At 71.5% G+C, this 17,775-nt stretch carries 17 protein-coding genes; 9 read left to right on the top strand and 8 right to left on the bottom strand.

Translation table 11 applies throughout. From position 1 onward, the window contains the following. Positions 1–97: 97 nt before the first annotated feature. Positions 98–1,510 carry a M20/M25/M40 family metallo-hydrolase gene (locus tag ACQPYE_RS40095; protein ID WP_498718318.1) on the bottom strand — a complete coding sequence of 471 codons (1,413 nt, stop codon included), beginning with the start codon at positions 1,508–1,510 and terminating at the stop codon, positions 98–100. Positions 1,511–1,971: 461 nt separating this feature from the next. Here ACQPYE_RS40095 and pdhA point away from each other — a divergent pair, with 461 nt between their 5' ends. From pdhA to ACQPYE_RS40075, 4 genes are all read left to right on the top strand, one after another. Next, a complete protein-coding gene (pdhA, locus tag ACQPYE_RS40090) occupies positions 1,972–3,165 on the top strand; it encodes a pyruvate dehydrogenase (acetyl-transferring) E1 component subunit alpha (RefSeq protein WP_498718317.1) in 1,194 nt (397 codons plus the stop codon). After that, the gene (locus tag ACQPYE_RS40085; protein WP_498718316.1) at positions 3,165–4,193 is read left to right on the top strand and encodes an alpha-ketoacid dehydrogenase subunit beta; all 1,029 of its coding nucleotides are present in this window, start codon (positions 3,165–3,167) and stop codon (positions 4,191–4,193) included. Before pdhA ends, ACQPYE_RS40085 begins: the two co-directional genes overlap by 1 nt. 10 nt (positions 4,194–4,203) lie before the next feature. Continuing rightward, entirely contained in the window at positions 4,204–5,577 is a 1,374-nt protein-coding gene (locus ACQPYE_RS40080) for a dihydrolipoamide acetyltransferase family protein (protein ID WP_498718315.1), read from the top strand. A 558-nt stretch (positions 5,578–6,135) separates the two neighbouring features. After that, on the top strand, positions 6,136–7,041 hold the full coding sequence (locus tag ACQPYE_RS40075) for a helix-turn-helix domain-containing protein (RefSeq protein WP_498718314.1): 906 nt from the start codon (positions 6,136–6,138) through the stop codon (positions 7,039–7,041). A gap of 3 nt (positions 7,042–7,044) precedes the next feature. Here ACQPYE_RS40075 and ACQPYE_RS40070 read toward each other — a convergent pair whose 3' ends face one another. The 3 genes from ACQPYE_RS40070 to ACQPYE_RS40060 form a co-directional block, all read right to left on the bottom strand. Next, positions 7,045–7,173 carry a VOC family protein gene (locus ACQPYE_RS40070; RefSeq protein WP_498718313.1) on the bottom strand — a complete coding sequence of 43 codons (129 nt, stop codon included), beginning with the start codon at positions 7,171–7,173 and terminating at the stop codon, positions 7,045–7,047. 209 nt (positions 7,174–7,382) lie between these two features. Beyond that, entirely contained in the window at positions 7,383–8,597 is a 1,215-nt protein-coding gene (locus ACQPYE_RS40065; protein WP_498718312.1) for an acyl-CoA dehydrogenase family protein, read from the bottom strand. Between the two features lie 7 nt (positions 8,598–8,604). Further along, positions 8,605–9,249 carry an SCP2 sterol-binding domain-containing protein gene (locus ACQPYE_RS40060; protein ID WP_498718311.1) on the bottom strand — a complete coding sequence of 215 codons (645 nt, stop codon included), beginning with the start codon at positions 9,247–9,249 and terminating at the stop codon, positions 8,605–8,607. Between the two features lie 99 nt (positions 9,250–9,348). On the opposite strand from ACQPYE_RS40060, the gene ACQPYE_RS40055 reads away from it, so the two are divergent. Beyond that, on the top strand, positions 9,349–10,059 hold the full coding sequence (locus tag ACQPYE_RS40055; RefSeq protein WP_498718310.1) for a TetR/AcrR family transcriptional regulator: 711 nt from the start codon (positions 9,349–9,351) through the stop codon (positions 10,057–10,059). A gap of 9 nt (positions 10,060–10,068) precedes the next feature. Here ACQPYE_RS40055 and ACQPYE_RS40050 read toward each other — a convergent pair whose 3' ends face one another. Then, the gene (locus tag ACQPYE_RS40050; protein ID WP_498718309.1) at positions 10,069–10,995 is read right to left on the bottom strand and encodes an alpha/beta hydrolase; all 927 of its coding nucleotides are present in this window, start codon (positions 10,993–10,995) and stop codon (positions 10,069–10,071) included. A 122-nt stretch (positions 10,996–11,117) separates the two neighbouring features. On the opposite strand from ACQPYE_RS40050, the gene ACQPYE_RS40045 reads away from it, so the two are divergent. Then, positions 11,118–11,549: a MarR family winged helix-turn-helix transcriptional regulator gene (locus ACQPYE_RS40045; protein ID WP_498718308.1), complete on the top strand. Its 432-nt coding sequence runs from the start codon at positions 11,118–11,120 to the stop codon at positions 11,547–11,549. Here the strand turns inward: ACQPYE_RS40045 and ACQPYE_RS40040 are convergent. Together ACQPYE_RS40040 and ACQPYE_RS40035 are read right to left on the bottom strand one after the other, a co-directional pair. Next, positions 11,539–12,339, bottom strand: coding sequence for a MaoC/PaaZ C-terminal domain-containing protein (locus ACQPYE_RS40040; protein WP_498718307.1), 801 nt, complete (start codon positions 12,337–12,339; stop codon positions 11,539–11,541). The two genes, ACQPYE_RS40045 and ACQPYE_RS40040, sit on opposite strands and share 11 nt — an antisense overlap. Continuing rightward, positions 12,339–13,676, bottom strand: coding sequence for a 3-oxoacyl-ACP reductase (locus ACQPYE_RS40035; protein ID WP_498718306.1), 1,338 nt, complete (start codon positions 13,674–13,676; stop codon positions 12,339–12,341). The genes ACQPYE_RS40040 and ACQPYE_RS40035 overlap by 1 nt, the downstream gene beginning before the upstream one ends. A 92-nt stretch (positions 13,677–13,768) precedes the next feature. On the opposite strand from ACQPYE_RS40035, the gene ACQPYE_RS40030 reads away from it, so the two are divergent. Continuing rightward, the gene (locus tag ACQPYE_RS40030; protein ID WP_498723083.1) at positions 13,769–15,037 is read left to right on the top strand and encodes an acetyl-CoA C-acetyltransferase; all 1,269 of its coding nucleotides are present in this window, start codon (positions 13,769–13,771) and stop codon (positions 15,035–15,037) included. Between the two features lie 64 nt (positions 15,038–15,101). After that, on the top strand, positions 15,102–16,232 hold the full coding sequence (locus ACQPYE_RS40025; protein WP_498718305.1) for an OmpA family protein: 1,131 nt from the start codon (positions 15,102–15,104) through the stop codon (positions 16,230–16,232). A gap of 147 nt (positions 16,233–16,379) precedes the next feature. Here the strand turns inward: ACQPYE_RS40025 and ACQPYE_RS40020 are convergent, their stop codons facing one another. Then, complete coding sequence (locus ACQPYE_RS40020; RefSeq protein WP_498718304.1) at positions 16,380–17,003, bottom strand: SIMPL domain-containing protein; 624 nt, start codon at positions 17,001–17,003, stop codon at positions 16,380–16,382. A 274-nt stretch (positions 17,004–17,277) separates the two neighbouring features. On the opposite strand from ACQPYE_RS40020, the gene ACQPYE_RS40015 reads away from it, so the two are divergent. Next, the gene (locus tag ACQPYE_RS40015; protein ID WP_170185182.1) at positions 17,278–17,424 is read left to right on the top strand and encodes a hypothetical protein; all 147 of its coding nucleotides are present in this window, start codon (positions 17,278–17,280) and stop codon (positions 17,422–17,424) included. Positions 17,425–17,775: the final 351 nt, after the last annotated feature.

Below are 17,775 nucleotides of genomic sequence, written 5' to 3'. Positions count from 1 at the left end.
GGTTACCCGCGAGTTAGGTCACGGTCCTGACCGGTGTTTGCCGTCCCCGTCAGGCGGTGTCGTCGTCACGCTCCGTGGACACCCGGGGACGGCGCCGCTAACGCCGCGCGTGCGCGTCCAGCACCACGGCCACCGCCTCGGTGATCCGGGCGGCCTGCGCCAGGTGCAGCCACTCGTCGGGCACGTGGCAGTTGGAGTCCGGCCCGACCGCGCCGGTGACCAGGAACTGCGCCCGCGGGTACGCCTCGTGCAGCAGCCCCATGAACGGGATCGAGCCGCCGAGCGCCACCGTCCGCCACGGCGCGTCGAACACCTCCGCGCCGACCCGGTCCAACGACTCGCGCAGCCACGGCGCGAGCTCGGGCGCGTTCCACCCGTCCGCGTGCTCCACCCGCGTCAGCTCCACCACCGCCCCGTACGGCACGTCGGTCGTCAACGTCCGACGGACCGCCTCGACCGACGCCGCGGAGTCGGCCGTCGGCGGCAGCCGGAAGCTCAGCACCAGGGTGGTGAACGGCCGCAGCACGTTGCCCGCGTCGTCCGGCTCGGGCAGCCCGGACGCGCCGGTGACCGACAGCGTGGGCCGCCAGCCGGAGTTCAGCGCCAGCTCGACCTCGTCGGTGCCCATCGGCTGCGTCCCCGCCGCCCACGGCACGCTGCCGACCAGCACGCCGGGCACGCTGGCCACCGCGTCGCGCACCTCGTCCACCCGGTTGGGCGGGATGTCGACGTGCATCTCGCGCACCAGCACCTCGCCGGTCGCGGAGTCCTCCAGCCGGTCGACCAGCTGCCGGGCGATCCGGAACGACGACGGCACGATCCCGCTCGCCATGCCGGAGTGCAGTCCGCTCTCCAGCACCCGCACGGTCAGCGTGACCTGCGCCAACCCGCGCAACGACGTGGTCAGCCACATCCGGTCGTAGTCGTTGCCGCCCGAGTCCAGGCACACCACCAGCGACACGTCGCCGAGCCGCGGCTTGAGGTGCTCCAGGTAGGCGGGCAGGTCCGGGCTGCCGGACTCCTCGCCGGTCTCCAGCAGCACGACGCACCGCGAGTGCGTGCCGCCGGACCGCCGGACGCCCTCGATCGCGGCGATGGCCGCGTAGCCCGAGTAGCCGTCGTCCGCCGCGCCGCGACCGTAGAGCCGCCCGTCGCGCACGACCGGCGTCCACGGCCCGAGCCCCTCGCCCCAGCCGCCGACCGGCGGCTGCTTGTCCAGGTGGCCGTAGAGCAGCACCGTGTCGGACGTCGGCGCGGTGCCGGGCACGTCGACCAGCAGCACGGGCGTGCGGTCGGGCAGCTGGACGACCTCGACCGCCGCGCCGGGCAGGTCGCGGTCGGCGAGCCAGCCGCGCACGTGCTCCACCGCGGCGGCCAAGTGGCCGTGCGAGGCCCACGCGGGGTCGAAGGCCGGGGAGATCGCGGGCACCGCGACCAAGGCGGACAGGCTCGGGAGGATGTCGTCGTCCCAGAGCCCGCGAACGGTACGGGTCAGCGCTGAACGGTCCACGCCCCGATCCTGTCACGGCGTCGCGGACCCGGGCCTTCGGGAACGCGGCACGCGCAAGTTTCGCGTGGTGGAAATGCTCTGTCCGGCCGATGGTCGGTAGTCCATCCAACGCGAGCGTGCCGACGTGGGCCGTTCGGTCGAACCGGCGTGTCCGAGGCCCCGCGGACAGTGGTTAACGAACGGTAACCGGGACGCGGACGTTCGGTAGTCGGACGCTCTACTCGGACTGCCGAAGATTGGCCGTCCAACCGTTACCGCACGTCAGAACCCTGCACGAGAAGTCACGAACTGGGATGGGGCTCACCATCTCGGGTGACGCCATGTCAGGATGTGGATGAGAACACCGTCAGCGCCGACGGTTGCCCGACCCCCGACACCCAGGGGGCGACGGCGACTGGCGGTGCAGCCGCGAGGGTCGCCACAAGCGACCGGGCGGTCTCGTAGACGAGGAGACAAGGCGCATGTCGTCCCCCGAAGAATGGACGCACCCAGGGCCGGATGCCGCTCCGGCCACTGCTGCCACACCGACAGCGGAACAGGTGATCGCAGGCTTGCGAGCGACAGACGAGGGCGGCGCCGACCTGGTGCAGCTGCTCACCCCCGAGGGCGAGCGCGTCCAGCACCCGGATTTCGACATCGACATCACGGCCGAGGAGCTGCGCGGGCTGTACCGCGACATGGTCCTGGTCCGCCGGGTCGACCGCGAGGCCAACGCGCTGCAGCGCAAGGGCGAGCTGGGCATCTGGGTGCCGCTGCTCGGCCAGGAGGCCGCGCAGATCGGCGCGGGCCGGGCGATGCGGCCGGAGGACATGGCGTTCCCCAGCTACCGCGAGCACGGCATCGCGTGGACGCGCGGGGTCAAGCCGACCGACCTGCTCGGCATCTTCCGGGGCACCGACAACGGCACGTGGGACCCGGTCGAGACCCGGTTCCACCCGTACACGATCGTCATCGGCAACCAGGTGCTCAACGCCACCGGCTACGCCATGGGCCAGAAGTTCGACGGCAAGGTGGGCGACGCCGACGGCGAGGCCACCATCTGCTTCTTCGGCGACGGCGCGACCAGCCAGGGCGACGTGCACGAGGGCTTCGTGTGGGCCGCCGTCTACGACGCGCCGCTGGTGTTCTTCTGCCAGAACAACCAGTGGGCCATCTCCGAGCCGACCGAGCGCCAGTCCCGCCTGCCGCTCTACCAGCGGGCGCGCGGCTACGGCTTCCCCGGCATCCGAGTCGACGGCAACGACGTGCTGGCCACCCTCGCGGTCACCCGCTGGGCGCTGGAGGAGTGCCGCCAGGGCAACGGCCCGATCCTGATCGAGGCGTTCACCTACCGGATGGACGCGCACACCACCTCCGACGACCCGTCGCGCTACCGGCTGTCCGACGAGCTGGAGCTGTGGAAGCTGAAGGACCCGATCGAGCGGGTCAAGGTGCACCTGGTCAAGCAGCAGTGGGCCGACCAGGCGTTCTTCGAGTCCATCGAGGCCGAGGCCGAGCGGATCGCGGTCGAACTGCGCGAGTACTGCGTCACCCTGCCCGACCCGCCCGCGGGTCGGATCTTCAGCGAGGTCTACGCCGAGGGCAACCACGCCCTGGAGGCGCAACGCGACGAGTTCCTGGCCTACCACGCCGGGTTCGCGGGAGGTGAGCACTGATGGCCGCTCCGACCATGGACCGACCCGCCACCGACGCCACGGGCGTGCCCGCGGTGCAGACGCTGACCATCGCGAAGGCGTTGAACAACGGCCTGCGCGCGTCGATGGAGGCCAACCCCAAGGTCATCGTGATGGGTGAGGACGTCGGCAAGCTCGGCGGCGTCTTCCGGATCACCGACGGCCTGCAGAAGGACTTCGGCGAGCAGCGCGTGCTGGACACCCCGCTGGCCGAGTCCGGCATCATCGGCACCGCCGTGGGCCTCGCGATCCGCGGCTACCGGCCGGTGTGCGAGATCCAGTTCGACGGGTTCATCTTCCCCGGCTTCGACCAGATCGTGTCGCAGGTCGCCAAGCTGCACTTCCGCACCCAGGGCCGGCTCAAGGTGCCCATGGTGATCCGGGTGCCGTTCGGCGGCGGCATCGGCGCGGTCGAGCACCACTCCGAGTCGCCCGAGTCGTACTTCGCGCACACCGCCGGCCTCAAGGTCGTCGCGTGCTCGAACCCGGCCGACGCCTACTGGATGATCCAGCAGGCGATCGACTGCGACGACCCGGTGCTGTTCTTCGAGCCCAAGCGGCGCTACTACGAGAAGGGCGAGGTCGACACGACCGTCGCGCCCGGACCGCTGTTCGCCTCGCGCACGCTGCGCACCGGCTCGGACGTCACCCTGGTGACGTACGGGCCGATGGTGCGCACGTCGTTGGAAGCCGCGGCGGCGGCCGAGGAGGAGGGGCGTTCGCTGGAGGTCGTCGACCTGCGCTCGTTGTCGCCGCTCGACCTCGCGCCGGTGTACGAGTCGGTGCGGCGCACCGGCCGGCTGGTCGTGGTGACCGAGGCGCCGAGCGAGTCGTCCATCTCCAGCGAGATCGCGGCCAAGGTGCAGCAGGAGTGCTTCTACTCCCTGCAGGCCCCCGTGCTGCGGGTGACCGGGTTCGACACCCCGTACCCGCCGTCGAAGTTGGAGGAGGAGTTCCTCCCCGACCTCGACCGGGTGCTGCACGCCGTCGACCGCTCGCTGGCCTGGTAAGGGGATAGCTGTGCCGCAGTTCAAGCAGTTCCCCATGCCCGACACGGCGGAGGGGCTGACCGAGGCCGAGATCCTCACCTGGCACGTGAAGCCGGGTGACGCGGTGAAGGTCAACCAGATCATCCTGGAGATCGAGACCGCCAAGGCGGCCGTCGAGCTGCCGTGCCCGTGGGACGGCGTGGTGACCGAGTTGCTGGCCGAGGTCGGCCAGACGGTCGAGGTCGGCGTCCCGATCATCACGATCGACGTGGACCCGTCCGGCTCGGCGCCCGCGCCGACACCCGCGTCCGCACCCGCGTCGACGTCGGCGTCGAACGGCAAGATCGGCGAGGAGATGCCGGGCGGCCGGATCGCCACGCTCGTGGGCTACGGCCCGCGGGCCGGTGCGGCGAAGCGCCGTGCGCGCAAGGACGCCCCGGCTCCCGTCGCCGCCGCTCCGGCTCCTGTCACCCCCGCGCCCGCCCCCGTTCCCGCTCCGGTGGCCACTCCGGCGGTCGCGGAACCGGCGGCTCCGCGTGGTGGCTACGTGCCGCTGGCCAAGCCGCCGGTGCGCAAGCTGGCCAAGGACCTGGGCGTCGACCTGTACGCGCTGTCGGGCTCCGGCCCGGGTGGCGTGATCACGCGGGAGGACGTCGAGCAGGCCGTGGCGGCCCCGACCCCGGCCCCGGCTCTCGCCGACACCGGGTCGCGGGAACGGCGCGTGCCGATCAAGGGCGTCCGCAGGGCGACCGCGCAGGCGATGGTGGACAGCGCGTTCACCGCTCCGCACGTCACGGAGTTCCTGACCATCGACGTGACGCCGATGATGGAGCTGCGGGCGCGGCTGAAGAACGCGCCGCAGTTCCGCGACGTCAAGCTCACGCCGCTGGCGTTCGCCGCCAAGGCGGTAGTGCTGGCCGCCCGCCGCACGCCCGACGTCAACGCGACGTGGGACGAGGCGGCGCAGGAGATCGTCTACAAGGACTACGTGCACCTGGGCATCGCCGCCGCGACGCCGCGCGGTCTCGTGGTGCCGAAGGTCCGCGACGCCGACCGCATGTCGCTGCGCGAGCTGGCCGTGGCCCTGGAAAACCTGGCCACGACCGCCCGCGACGGCAAGACGACGCCCGCGGACATGATGGGCGGCACGATCACCATCACCAACGTCGGCGTCTTCGGCGTCGACACGGGCACCCCCATCATCAACCCGGGCGAGTCGGCGATCCTGGCCTTCGGCGCGATCCGCGACATGCCGTGGGTGGTGGACGGCCAAGTCGTCCCGCGCAAGGTGTGCCAACTGGCCCTCAGCTTCGACCACCGCGTGGTCGACGGCCAGCAGGGCTCGCAGTTCCTGGCCGACGTGGGCGCGCTGCTCGCCGACCCCGGCGTGGCGATGACCTACTGACGGTGACGTGCTGACGATGACCGGACGACGGCGCGGCGGGTGGGGATTCACTCGGATCCCCACCCGCCGCGCCGTCGTCGGTGTCGTCCATCCCCCGGCTTCGCCCGCCGGTTCAGCGGAGCGTCAGGGGATGATCGTCCCCGTCACGGCCTCCAGCGCCGGCGCCTGACCGGTGGTGCCGACCGTGCGCACTGGTAGACGGTGTCGGTGGCGGCCTCCTCCGCCGCCGAAGCACCCGCCGCGCCGGTCGGGATCAACGCGGTGAGCATGAGGGCGAGCAATCCCGGGAAACGCAATGCGTTCTTCAGCGCGAGCTACCCTCGATATGTCGTCGGATGCCACGGAGATATGACGGTTCAACTCGACGGGTGCGCTGCCGTCATATTGTCCGGATGAATTGTCTCCCTTGCTCCAAAGCCAGCGGACGCGGGGAGACCTCTGTCAACGATATGGTCGGCGGTGGTGCACCGCGTGCCCGTCGACGTGACAGCCCGGATGCGGGGCCCGGCCGATAAAGAGCTTGAGGTTCCAGTGACTGGAAGGTTCAAGGTGGTCCCCGTGACGCACTACTCGATCGGCGAACTGGCGCGGTTGACCGGGCTGTCCACGCGGACGATCCGGTTCTACTCCGACTCCGGCGTGATCCCCGTCGCGGGGCGCACGGCGGGCGGGTTCCGCACCTACGACGTCGACGGGCTGGCGCGGCTGAAGCTCGTGCGGACCCTGCGTGAACTGGGCGTCGACCTGCCCACCACGCAACGGGTCCTGGCGCGGGAGGTGTCCGTGGCCGAGGTGGCCCGGACGCACGCGGAAGCCATCGACGCGCAGATGCGCACGCTCCGGTTGCGCCGGGCCGTGCTGCGGGTCGTGGCTCGGAACGGGGAGGTGGAGATGGTGCACGAGTTCGCGCGGCTGTCGGCGGAAGAGCGCCAGGCGATCCTGGACGACTTCTTCGACGAGGTGTTCGGCGGGTTCGACATGGACCAGGCGTTCCTGGAGCGCATGAGGTCGGTCCGGGTAGACCTGCCGGACGACCCGTCGCCGGAGCAGCTGGAGGCGTGGATCGAGCTGGTGAACCTGGTGCGTGACCCGGACTTCCGGGCGTCGATCAGGAGGATGTCGCAGCGGCACCAGGAGATGCGGGCGGAGGGCGCGGACCTGGCGCCGTACTCGCAGGCGCAGATGGAGGCGTTCCAGCACGCGTTCACCCGGGCGCGTGAAGCGGTGGACGCCGGCATCGACCCGCGTTCGCCGGAGGCGGCGGAGATCGTCGCCCGGATCAACGACCGGTGGGCGTCCGCCCTGGACCTCCCGGTCGGCCCGGAGCTGTCCCGTCGCCTGGAGGAGTTCGGCGATCCGAGGGCCGAGCGCTACTGGCAGCTGATCGCCACGGTCAACGGCTGGGAGACGCAGGTCCCCGACACCACCGCCGAACGGGCGTGGCTGGCCGAAGCCGGCCGCTGACCGTCAGTCCCGCACCAGGCAGAACGGGTGCCCGGCGGGATCGGCGAACACCCACCAGACGTCGTGGGAGTCGTCCGACAACGTCCCGCCCAACCGGAGGACCTCGGCCTTGGCCACCCCGAGGTCCTTCACCCCACGTCCAGGTGACATTGCTGCGGCTTGCCCGGATCGGACCACTCGGGCGCCACGTACCCGGCGGCGCGCTGGAACCCAGCACGATCACGTCGGTGTGCAACGTCGACCAATTCTTTCCAGCCACGAACGTGCCCGAAAAGCAGCGGACGGGGTCTCCCGCGTCCTGAAGACCCCGCCCCGACCCAGGCGAACCTGGGGAGATCAACTCACTTGATGTACATCCCCGAAATGGCCCTGGCCACCACCAACCGCTGGATCTCCGACGTCCCCTCGAAGATGGTGAAGATCTTCGCGTCGCGGTGCATCCGCTCCACCGGGTGCTCGCGCGTGTAACCGGCCCCGCCCAGGATGTGGATCGCGCGCTCCGTCGCCCACACCGAGACCTCGCCCGCCTTGAGCTTGGACATCGAACCCTCGCCCGCGGTGAACGGGACGTTGTTGCGGCCCATCCAGGCGGCACGCCAGACCAGCAGGCGGGCGGCGTCGATCTCCATCTTCATGTTCGCCAGGTCGAACGCGATGGACTGGTTCTCGATGATCTTGCGGCCGAACGCCGAACGGTCCTTCGCGTACTCCAGCGAGTACTCGTACGCCGCACGCGCGACGCCCACCGCCATCGCGCCGACGGTCGGTCGGGTCGTCTCGAACGTCGCCATCGCCGCCTGCCCACCGGCCTTCTGCCCCTCACGGGCGCGGGCCAGCCTGGCGTCCAGCTTCTCCTTGCCGCCCAGCAGGCACCGGCCGGGCACGCGCACGTCGTCCAGGAACACGTCCGCGGTGTGCGACGCCCGCATCCCGTGCTTCCGGATCTTCCCCGGCGACGACAGCCCGCGCGTCCCCGGCGGCACGACGAAGCCGGCCTGGCCGCGGGCGCCCAGGGCGGGATCGACGACCGCCGTCACGACGTGCACGTTGGCGATGCCGCCGTTGGTCGCCCACGCCTTCTGCCCGTTGAGCACCCACTCGTCGGTGGCCTCGTCGTACACGGCCCGCGTCCGGTAGCCCGCCACGTCGGAGCCCGCCTGCGGCTCGGACGCGCAGAACGCCGCCAGCTTCGGGTCGTCCTCGGTGCCGAAGCACTCGGGCACCCACTCGGCCAGCTGCTCGGGCGCGCCGGACGCGAAGATCCCCGCCGCCGCCAACCCGGTGCCCATCAACGCCAGCGCGATGCCGGCGTCACCCCAGAACAGCTCCTCGGTCGCGATCGGCAGCGACAGGCCGATGGGGTCGGCGAACCAGGTGGCCAGCGACTCGAACCCGTACAGCCCGATCTTCGCCGCCTCCTGGATCACCGGCCACGGCGTCTCCTCGCGCTCGTCCCACTCCGACGCCGCGGGCCGGATCACGTCCTTCGCGAAGCCGTGCACCCACTCGCGCAGGTCGACCTGGTCCTCGTTGAGCTCCAGCGAAAAACCGCCCATGGTCCCCTCACGCCTTCGGAATGTTGAACAAGCTCATGAACCCGGCCGCGAAGCCCAGGTCGCCCTTGACCTTCAGCTTGCCGGTCATGAACAGCACCGGCGCCGACGCGTTGCCGGTCGCGAGCTTCAGGAACTCCACCGGTCCCAACGTCACGACGGCCCTGGGGTCACGGGTCTCTTCCTTGTTGATCGTGCACCCGGCGTCCTCGATGATCGCCTCGTACACGTCGTCGCCGTCGAAGCCGCCGGTCAGCCGGAAGTGCACGACGGCGCGCGTGGCGCCCGCGCGTTCGCTGCGGAAGTGCGCCTCCATGCGGCGGAACACCTCGTCCAGCACGCGTTCGCGCAGGCCGGGCCGGGACGTGACGGACTCGATCTGCTCCTTGGACGCCCGCGAGATGATCCGCGCGAAGTTCTGCGGGTCCATCTTGGCCAGGTCGAGGTCGGCCCCGCCGTCGGCCAGCGCGCCCAGCGCGTCGAGCAGGTCGGCGAACTCGTCGCGGCCCAGCTTCTTCGGGTCGATCCCCCGCGCGATGACGTCGATGTCGACGTCCTTGAGCGCCGGGTCGCCCGGATCGACCTGCCTGAGCGTCGAGATCAGCTCCTGCGGGCCGAGCTTCGCGACCGCCTCGGTGGTGAGGTCGATGGTCATGTGACACCTCCGCTACCTACTGGCAGGTAAGCCTACTGGCCAGTAGGTAAGGCGGCAAGGCCCTCGGAGTAATCTTGCCCCAGCCATCCAGGGGGTGCGATGCACGCAGAGCAACCGGTCCGCTCGGGTCGGGCCAAGAGACTGCCGCGCGCGGTGCGCGAGCGGCAGATCATGGACGCCGCGGTGGACGTCTTCTCGCGCTTGGGCTTCCACGCCGCGTCCATGGACGAGATCTCCGAGGTCGCGGGCATCTCCAAGCCGATGCTGTACGCCTACCTGGGTTCCAAGGAGGAGCTGTTCGCCACCTGCATCCGCCGTGAGGCGACGCGGATGATGGAGGCGATCGCGACCGGCGTGGAGGCCGGGGAGCCGCCGGACGTCCAGCTGTGGAGCGGGTTGCGGGCGTTCTTCGGGTTCGTCGGCGAGAACCGCGCGAGCTGGCAGGTCCTGCACCGGCAGGCGTCCTCGCAGGGCGGTCCGTTCGCCGAGGAGCTGGCCGACATGCGCGGCCGGGCGATCAGCCTGGTGGCGGCGCTGCTGGTGCACTCGTCGGACTTCACCACCGTGCCGCGAGCGGGCGACAAGGAGGCCGAGTCGCTGGCCGCGGCACTGGTCGGGGCGGGCGAGTCGCTGGCCGACTGGTGGCTCGACAACCCCCAGGAGCCGGCCGGCGTCGTCGCCGCCCGGCTCATGAACCTGGTGTGGATGGGGTTCGGCGACCTGGTGGCGGGCGACGTGTGGCACCCGCCGTCACGGCGGTCCGGTCCGGAGGGGGACGCCCAGGCCGACGCGCCGGGTCAACCGCGCTAGGCCACCGCGTTAGGCCAACGCGCTCTTGAGCACGGCCACGGCCTGCGCGATCGCGGCTTCGGCGGCGTGGGTCTCGCGCAGCGCGTTCAGCATCACGAAGTCGTGGATCACGCCCTGGTAGCGCACCGCAGTCACCGGCACGCCTGCCTCGCGCAGCTTGTTCGCGTAAGCCTCGCCCTCGTCGCGCAGCACGTCGGCCTCGGCGGTGATCACCAACGCCGGCGGCAGGCCGGTGAGCTGCTCCGCGGTGGCCCGCAGCGGTGACGCGGTGATCTCCGCGCGCTGCGCCTCGGACGTCGTGTACTGGTCCCAGAACCACTGCATCGCATCGCGCCGCAGGAAGTAGCCCTCGGCGAACTCGTGGTACGACGGCGTGTCGAACGACGCGTCGGTCACCGGGTAGAACAGCACCTGCTGCTTGAACGCCACGTCGCCGCGCTCCTTGGCCAGCAGCGTCAGCGCCGCCGACATGTTCCCGCCGACCGAGTCGCCCGCCACGGCCAGGCGCGACGCGTCGAGCCCGCGCGCGGAGCCCTCGGCGACGATCCACCGCGCGACGGCGTAGCTCTCCTCCAGCGCCACGGGGTAGTGCGCCTCGGGCGAGAGGCTGTAGTCGGGGAACACCACGGCCGCGCCCACGCCGACGGCCAGTTCGCGCACCAGCCGGTCGTGCGTCTTCGCGTTGCCGAACACCCAGCCGGCGCCGTGGACGTAGAGGACGACGGGCAGCGTGCCGGTCGCGCCGGCCGGTCGGACGATCCGGACGGGCACCTCGCCGACGCTCACCCACTCCTCGTCCACCTCGGGCTTGGCGATGTCGCCGGCCTGCACGCCGTCCACCGCCTGCCGACCCTCGACCGGGCCGAGGTCGAACAGGTACGGCGGGTTGGCGGTCGCGGCGGCGAACTCGGCGGCGGCCGGTTCCAGGACGGTCATCTCGGGCTCCTTGGTGTCGTGCGGTCGAACCTGACCAGAAAAACATAGCTCGCGATTACATCGTGCACAATCTAAATGGGCGCAGGTGTATCGTGGTCTCGCTCACAAGTGGAGGGACGGACATGCGGGACTTCAGCCTGGACCTGGACGACCAGCTCTGCTTCGCGCTCTACGCGGCCTCGCGGGCGGTCACCGCGCGGTACCGGCCGCTGCTGGACGACCTCGGCCTCACCTACCCGCAGTACCTGGTGCTGCTGGTGCTGTGGGAACGCGGCCCGGTGCCGGTCAAGGACGTCGCCGCCGCGCTCCAGCTCGACTACGGCACCCTCTCCCCGCTGCTCAAGCGGCTGGAGGCGGCGGGCCTGATCCGCCGCGAGCGCCGTCCCGACGACGAGCGCTCGGTCCGGCTCGTGCTCACCGAAGAGGGCGACGAGCTGCGGGAGCGCGCCAAGGGCGTGCCGCCCGCGATGGGCGAGGCGATGAACCTGGGCGAGGAGGACACGGCGCGGTTGCGCGCCCTCCTGCGCACGTTGGCCGACAACGTCAGCCGCTGATCACGCCTTCCAGGTGCGGCCGGTCCGACCACAGCGCGAACCGCCGGCCGCCGTCGGTGGGCGCGGTGGAGAAGTCGACCCAGCCCGGCAGCAGGATCGGCGCCTTGAACCGCACGTCGACCTCGTACGCGTCGGGTAGCCGGCCTTCGAGCGCGGCCAGGCACCGCGCCTTCGACCACATCCCGTGCGCGATGGCCCGGCGGAAGCCGAACGCCTTGGCGGTCAACGGGTGCAGGTGAATGGGGTTGCGGTCGCCGGACGCGTCCGCGTACCGCCGCCCGAGGTCGGCCGGCAGCCGCCACCGGGCCGTCGGCGCGGGAGGTTCGGCTCGTGGCGCCTGCTCCTTCGCCGCCCCGCCCTCCTTGCGGAGATAAGTCGACACATCGACCCACACCTCTTCGCCGTCCACCGACACGGTGGTCACCACGTCGAACTGCCGTCCGCGCTCGTGGGGCCGCAGGTCGGCCAGCGCGACGTGCAACGACAGCGGCTCGGCGGCCCGCAGCGGCCGGTGCTGCCTGATCCGGTTGGCCACGTGCACGAGGCCGGGCAGCGGGAACGGGAAGCCGGGGCCGGTCATCAGCCTGATCTGCGACTCGAACCCCAGCACGTGCGGGTACGTGATCGGCAGCTCGTCGCGCACGCCGAAGCCGCACACCTCGGCGTACCGGGCCAGGCGCCCGGGGTCGACGGTCACCTCGACGTCCGCGGAGGACCGCGGCAGCACGTCCCCGCGCCGGGTGAACCCGGTCAGCGCGGCCTTGGCGTAGAGCAGGGCCAGGTTCGCCATCACGCCCCCAGCAGGCTCTGGCCGCACACCCGCACGACGTTGCCGGTCACCCCGGCCGAACCGGGGTGCGCGAACCACGCGATGGTCTCGGCGACGTCCACTGGCAGGCCGCCCTGCGACAGGCTGTTCATCCGCCGCCCGGCCTCGCGGATGACCAACGGCACCGCGGCGGTCATCCTGGTCTCGATGAAGCCGGGCGCGACCGCGTTCACCGTGGCCCGGCCCGCGACCCGGCGCGACAGCGAGTCGACCATGCCGATCACCCCCGCCTTGGTGGTGGCGTAGTTGGTCTGGCCGACGTTGCCCGCGATGCCCGCGATGGACGACACGCCGACGACCCGACCGCCGGGCCGCACCGCGTCGACGGCGAGCAGGGCTTCGTTGAGCCGTTCCTGCGACGCCAGGTTCACCGCGACCACGGCGTCCCACCGGTCCGCGTCCATCCGCCCGAGCGTGCGGTCACGCGTGATGCCCGCGTTGTGCACGACGACGTCCACGCCGCCGTGCCGCTGCACGAGGTGCTCGACGATCCGCGCGGGCGCGTCCGGCGAGGTGATGTCGAGCTGGAGCGTGGTGCCGCCGACCCGGTTGGCCACCGCGGACAGCTCGTCGCCCTGCGCGGGCACGTCCAGGCACACCACCGTCGCGCCGTCACGGCCCAGCACCTCGGTGATCGCCGCGCCGATACCGCGTGCCGCGCCCGTGACCAGCGCGACCTTCCCGGCCAACGGCCGGTCCCGGTCCGCCGGCGCCTCGATGTCGGCCGGTCCGATCCGCACCACCTGCCCGGACACGTACGCCGAGCGGCCCGACAGCAGGAACCGCGCGGTCGACTCGATCGCGGTCTCCCCTCCGGGCTCGACGTACACCAACTGGGCCGTGCCGCCGCGCTTGAGCTCCTTGCCGACGCTGCGCGTGAACCCTTCCAGCGCGCGCTGCGCGATCTGCGACTCGGCCTGCTCGGGCGGCGTGCCGAAGACGACCACCCGGCCGCACGGCCCGAGGGACCGGATCACCGGCTGGAAGAACTCGTGCAGCTCGCGCAGCCGCCCGACCGAGTCGATGCCGGACGCGTCGAACACCAGCGCGCCGTACCGCCCGCCGTCCGCCGCACCGCCGCCCGCGGCGTCGGGGGCGGGCGCCAGGTCGAGGCCGGCGGACTCGACCGCCGCGCGGACGGCGTCGGCCAGCCGGCCGCCACCGCCGATCAGCACGGGCCCGTCCAACGGGGGCTTGCCGGGCGAGTGGCGGCGCAACGGGTGAGGGTTGGGCAGACCGAGCTTGCCCACGACGAACCGCCCGAGGCCGGACCTGGCGAACGACTGGTAACGATCCATGCGGACATCACACTCCCTACTCGCTAGTAAGTCTACTGATGAGTAGGTAACATTGACCTCAAGTGCCCATCGGCCACACCCTGGAGGACGTCATGGCCCGAGTAGCCATCCTCGGCGGCAACCGCATCCCGTTCGCCCGCTCGAACGGCCCCTACGCCGCGGCGTCGAACCAGGACATGCTCACCGCGACCCTGGACGGCCTGGTCAGCCGGTTCGGCCTGCGGGGCGAACGGCTCGGCGAGGTGGTCGCGGGCGCGGTGCTCAAGCACAGCCGCGACTTCAACCTGGTCCGCGAGGCCGTGCTCGGCAGCAGGCTGTCCGCCGAGACGCCCGCCTACGACGTGCAGCAGGCGTGCGGCACCGGCTTGCAGGCCGTGATCGCGGTGGCGAACAAGATCGCGCTCGGGCAGATCGAGGTCGGCGTGGCCGGTGGCGTGGACACCACCAGCGACGCGCCGATCGGCGTGAACGAGGACCTGCGCGGCGTGCTGCTGGAGTTCAACCGGGCGCGGAGCGCGGGTGCGAAGCTCAAGGCGGCGCTGAAGCTGCGGCCCGGGCACGTGGTGCCGGACGTGCCGCGCAACGGCGAGCCGCGCACCGGGCTGTCCATGGGCGAGCACGCGGCGATCACCGCCCGCGAGTGGGGCATCTCGCGCGAGGACCAGGACGAACTGGCCGCCGCCAGCCACCGCAACCTCGCCGCCGCGTACGACCGCGGGTTCTTCGACGACCTGGTCACGCCGCACCTCGGCCTGACCAGGGACCAGAACCTGCGGCCGGACTCGTCGGTGGAGAAGCTGGGGAAGCTCAAGCCGGTGTTCGGCCGCGGCGAGGGCGCGACCATGACCGCGGGCAACTCCACGCCGCTCAGCGACGGCGCGTCGACCGTGCTGCTGGCGTCGGAGGAGTGGGCGGCGGCGCGCAACCTGCCCGTGCTGGCCTACCTGACGTTCACCGAGACGGCGGCGGTCGACTACGTGCACGGTGGCGAGGGACTGCTGATGGCGCCCGCGTACGCGGTGCCGCGGATGCTGGCCCGGGCGGGGCTGTCGTTGGCGGACTTCGACTTCTACGAGATCCACGAGGCGTTCGCGTCGCAGGTGCTGGCGACCTTGAAGGCGTGGGAGGACGCGGACTTCGCGAAGGGCAGGCTCGGGCTGGACGCGCCGCTCGGGCCGATCGACCGGTCCAAGCTGAACGTCAACGGCTCGTCGCTGGCCGCCGGGCACCCGTTCGCCGCCACCGGCGCGCGGATCGTGGCCACGCTGGCGAAGCTCCTGGCGGAGCGCGGCTCGGGTCGCGGGCTGATCTCGATCTGCGCGGCGGGTGGTCAGGGGGTTACGGCGATCGTGGAGCGATAGCGCCTTCGTTAGGCCGAACGGGTGTTATTGGTAACACAACGCGTTCCCATTCCGTTTCCAATGCATGAACCACTCACGACTCTTCGCCGCAGTCGTAGTGGTGGCGGCGGCTTGTGCTGCTTGCGGGGAGGCTCCCCGCGAAGCCACCACTGTGCGCATCGGGGTGACCGCGTCGGCCAACGAGCCCCGGGTCGAACTCACCAGGACCGTCGTCGAGCGGCTCTCGGAGGCCGTCGACCAGGGTGCGACCAGGGTCGTCGTGTACCGGCAGGGTGAGGGTTCCGGCAGCGCGTACTCGGACGAGGACTTCACCATCCGAGACGGCAACGAGGTCGAGAGCGACTCGGCGCTGCGCGAGCTCGGCTTCGAGCAGAACCTGAACCGGCTCACCGGTCAGCTCGGCCAGCTCGGTGGCAGCAGCGGCGACCTCGACCCGCTGTCCGTGCTGGCGGACATGGCCTCGACGGCGGGACCGGCGGTGCTCGTGCTGCAGAGCAGCGGGTTGCAGACCACCGACCCGCTCGACCTGACCCGGCTCGGGCTGGACCTCGACGTGGCCGCCGCGGTGGCGTCGGTGCCGGACGACACCCTGCCCGAGCTGACCGGCAAGGACGTGATCTTCTCCGGGCTCGGCCAGGTGGCCGGCGACCAGCCGCCGCTGCCGCCCGCCGCGCGCGAGTCGCTGGTCGGGGTGTGGCTCGGGATCTGCGCGAAGTTCGGCGCGAAGAGCTGCGCGCACGACACCGAGCCGGTGCCCGGTGGCGCGTCGATCGGCCGGGCCGACGTGCCGGTCGTGGACGTCGGCCAGGTCGTGCACCAGGACGGGTTGGTGCACCTGCCGAACTCCGTGCTGTTCAAGGCGTGGAGCGACGAGCTCGCGCCGGGCGCGCGGGAGGCGTTGGCCGAGGTGGCGAAGAAGTTCGACGGCCGCACCACCGCGCGGGTCATCGCCCGCACGGCCAGCTCGGCGTCGGCCGAGGCGGCGGTGGACCTGACCCGGCGGCGCGGCCAGCGGGTGGTGTCGACGCTGGTGGAGCTGGGCGTGAGCCGGGCGGCGTTCACCGAGGTGCTGGGCGCGGGCTTCACCTCGCCGCTGGCCGTCGACCTCGACGACGCCGGCGACCTGATCCCCGACGCCGCCGCCCGCAACCGCTCCGTCGTGGTCGAGCTGGCCGAACCGAAGTCCAGCAGCTGACCCCGCGAGAGTCCTACGTTCAGAACGCGCGTGTCCTACGTTCGGAACGCGCGTGTCCTACGTTCAGAACGAGCGTGTCCTACGTTCAGGACGACCGTGTCCCACGTTCAGGACACCCGAGTTCAACGCTCGGAACACGGCGCGGCGTCAGTCCAGGAGGGTCCACGCGGCCGTGCAGCGGACCGTGACCACGATCTGCTGCGCCTCCAGGTTGAGCTGGTCCATCTGCGGCGGCACGCCCGGCGCGCCGCCGTACCCGGCCGCCATCATCCGGTGCGACTCGGCGGCCCACGCCTCGGCGTCGCCGTCGGTCAGCCGGTGCAGCGGACCCAGCCGCGCGCCGAGGGCCTCGGCGTAGCCCTCGGCACGCCGGCGCGCGTCGCGCACGGCCTCGCCCTGCGCCTCGCGGACGGCCTCCACGTCGTCCTTGAGCTGCCACGTCGGGCCGTTCAGCCACGTCGGCTCGGCGGTCACCAGCGCGCCCAGCAGACCGTCGAGCCCGGTGACGTCGTCGACCCGCACCACGTAGTTCTGCATGGCACGGCTGCCCGAACGACGCCTGCCGTCCCAGTTGTCGTGCACGGTGAGCTGCCGCGACCGCACCTCGACGCCCGGCCGGCCGAGCGCGGGCTCCACGTCGGCGATCCGCGCGGTCAGCAGCCGCACCGCCTCGTCGCGCGTCGAACCCAGCGTCTCGAAGCTCACCTGCACCTCGGCGCGGTCGGCGGTCCGCTCGACCTTGCCGACGCCCTTCGTCACCACCTCAGCCATGGCACGACGCTACCGCCGCCGACCCCGTTCGCCCCGGTGCCGACCAACGGCCGCCCGGAACGCGGCCCCGTGCTCGCCGGGTCGCGCGGCACCGGCAGGACGCATCCGGCCCAGCAGGTGTACTCCAGGCGAATCGTCGGGTTATATGCCGTAACTGCCGATGATTCATCGGTATGTGCGGCACCTCACCGGATAAACGGGTGCATCGACGCGCTCCAGGGTGCATACTTGAGGCACACACCGAGAGAGAACCTTTGAGAGGGATGAACCCCCGATGAACTTCACTGCGAAGCTCCGCGCTCGTCGTGTCGAGGCTCGCAACCGCAAGGCTGTCGCCCGTGCGATCGACATGGCGCCCACCCCGGCCATGCGCCACGAGCTGATGGCGATCGCCCAGGCCCAGGGCACGACCCTCCGCTGAGCGGGACCTTCCTCCGGCGCGCGTGACGACCACCCGATCGACACCGGGTGCGCCGCCCCGTCGTCCGCGCACCGGCGAAGGGGGAACGACGAAGCCCTGCCGCACCTCCCGCGCGGCAGGGCTTCGTCATGTCACAATGTGACTCCCGTCACACCCGATGGTGGATGTAACAGACCTCGATCGTGTATCGATGTTCCAGATGACCCCGCGGTGCTGTCGGACCCCCGACCTGGCAGCACCGCGGGGTTTCCCATGTCCGGCTACTTGGTCGTGGCCGAGCCGTTCCAGGTGTCGTCCGGCGTCCTGCGGGCGCGCCTGATCATCACGATGTCCCCCTGCGTGCTCATGTCT

It is taken from the genome of Actinosynnema sp. CA-299493, assembly GCF_050946825.1.
Taxonomy (GTDB): domain Bacteria; phylum Actinomycetota; class Actinomycetes; order Mycobacteriales; family Pseudonocardiaceae; genus Actinosynnema.
The sequence above is the reverse complement of the archived record's forward strand: the minus strand, read 5'-3'. Positions and strand labels throughout refer to the sequence as shown.

Coding starts and splice junctions, on each gene's coding strand:
- pdhA (WP_498718317.1), top strand. CDS start 1,972: ATGTCGTCCCCCGAAGAATGGACGCACCCAGGGCCGGATGCCGCTCCG.
- ACQPYE_RS40085 (WP_498718316.1), top strand. CDS start 3,165: ATGGCCGCTCCGACCATGGACCGACCCGCCACCGACGCCACGGGCGTG.
- ACQPYE_RS40065 (WP_498718312.1), bottom strand. CDS start 8,597: ATGGGCGGTTTTTCGCTGGAGCTCAACGAGGACCAGGTCGACCTGCGC.
- ACQPYE_RS40060 (WP_498718311.1), bottom strand. CDS start 9,249: ATGACCATCGACCTCACCACCGAGGCGGTCGCGAAGCTCGGCCCGCAG.
- ACQPYE_RS40055 (WP_498718310.1), top strand. CDS start 9,349: ATGCACGCAGAGCAACCGGTCCGCTCGGGTCGGGCCAAGAGACTGCCG.
- ACQPYE_RS40050 (WP_498718309.1), bottom strand. CDS start 10,995: ATGACCGTCCTGGAACCGGCCGCCGCCGAGTTCGCCGCCGCGACCGCC.
- ACQPYE_RS40045 (WP_498718308.1), top strand. CDS start 11,118: ATGCGGGACTTCAGCCTGGACCTGGACGACCAGCTCTGCTTCGCGCTC.
- ACQPYE_RS40040 (WP_498718307.1), bottom strand. CDS start 12,339: ATGGCGAACCTGGCCCTGCTCTACGCCAAGGCCGCGCTGACCGGGTTC.
- ACQPYE_RS40035 (WP_498718306.1), bottom strand. CDS start 13,676: ATGGATCGTTACCAGTCGTTCGCCAGGTCCGGCCTCGGGCGGTTCGTC.
- ACQPYE_RS40030 (WP_498723083.1), top strand. CDS start 13,769: ATGGCCCGAGTAGCCATCCTCGGCGGCAACCGCATCCCGTTCGCCCGC.
- ACQPYE_RS40025 (WP_498718305.1), top strand. CDS start 15,102: ATGAACCACTCACGACTCTTCGCCGCAGTCGTAGTGGTGGCGGCGGCT.
- ACQPYE_RS40020 (WP_498718304.1), bottom strand. CDS start 17,003: ATGGCTGAGGTGGTGACGAAGGGCGTCGGCAAGGTCGAGCGGACCGCC.
- ACQPYE_RS40015 (WP_170185182.1), top strand. CDS start 17,278: ATGAACTTCACTGCGAAGCTCCGCGCTCGTCGTGTCGAGGCTCGCAAC.